The sequence below is a fragment of the Streptomyces sp. NPDC031365 genome (assembly GCF_055569765.1).
In genome coordinates this window covers 1-1154 of the sequence record NZ_JBVIIM010000087.1, presented here as the reverse complement: position 1 = coordinate 1154, position 1154 = coordinate 1, and the positions used below count along the sequence as shown (strand labels likewise).

The 1154-nt window shown below is 69.8% G+C and carries 1 protein-coding gene; it reads left to right on the top strand.

Features of this window, described 5'->3' with window-relative positions; translation table 11 throughout:
• Window positions 1-65 precede the first annotated feature (65 nt).
• Window positions 66-1129, top strand: a protein-coding gene (locus ACZ5C2_RS38620) for an IS630 family transposase (protein ID WP_468801644.1) whose coding sequence is annotated in 2 segments (ribosomal slippage) — window positions 66-513 and window positions 513-1129 — 1065 coding nt in all. Because the reading frame shifts where the segments join, the coding sequence is not laid out codon by codon here.
• The last annotated feature ends 25 nt before the right edge of the window (window positions 1130-1154 follow it).

Below are 1154 nucleotides of genomic sequence, written 5' to 3'. Positions count from 1 at the left end.
TACTGACCTTCAAAGCGTGGTGTCGTAGGGCTGACGCCTCATGATCCCTGCGGTATGCCGACCACATGAGGTATGCGCAAGGGGGCGGACTGACCGACGAACGGCGGGCCTTTCGCCAGCAGTTGAGGATGGAGGCGGCCGAGCGGTTCCGGCAGGGCGACGAGAACCCGGTCATCGCTCACGACCTGCGGGTCAGCGTCCGGTCGGTTCAGCGGTGGCGCAGAGCCTGGTCGCAGAACGGCCCCCGGGCCCTGGCTTCCAAGGGCCCGGCGTCACTGCCGCTGCTCAGTGACGAACTGTTCGCCGTGCTCGAGCGGGAGCTGGCCAAGGGGCCGGTGGCACACGGCTGGCCGGACCAGACCTGGACCCTGTCGCGGATCAAGACGCTGATCGGGCGCCGCTTCCACAAGAGCTACACCGTCCAAGGGGTGGCCGCCCTGCTCAAACGGCACGGCTGGAGCTGCCAGGTCCCCACCCGCCGGGCGCTCGAGCGGGACGAGGCGGCGGTGGCCGGCTGGGTGAAGGAGACCTGGCCGAGCGTGGAAGGACCGTGGCGGCGCTCGACGCCTGGCTCGTCTTCGAGGACGAGGCCGGATTCTCGATGACGCCGCCGACCACCCGCACCTGGTCCCGCCGCGGCCATACCCCCGTGATCCGCGTGCGGGGCCGCTCCCGCCGCCGCTTATCGGTGGCCGCCCTGGCCTGCTACAAGGCCGGCGAACCCTCCCGGCTGATCTACCGCCCGTGCCCGGACGCCCGGCCCGACGGGCGCAAGAGCTTCTCCTGGAAGGACTACCGCGACCTGATCCAGACCGCCCACCAGCAGCTCGGCGGCCCGATCGTGCTGGTCTGGGACAACTTGAACACCCATCTGACGGCCGGCATGCGCCGTTACATCGCCGACCGCGACTGGCTCACCGTCTTCCAGCTGCCGCCCTACGCACCCGACCTCAACCCGGTCGAGGGCATCTGGTCCGTCCTGCGGCGCACCACCACGGCCAATCGTGCCTTCGCCGACCCTGACGATCTGATCAACGCCGTCCGGCGCGGCCTACGCCAGCTCCAGTACCGCCCCGACGTCCTCGACGGCTGCCTCACCGGCACCGGCCTCCGGCGCCAACCACCATGACGACATCACGCATTCAAAGTCAGTA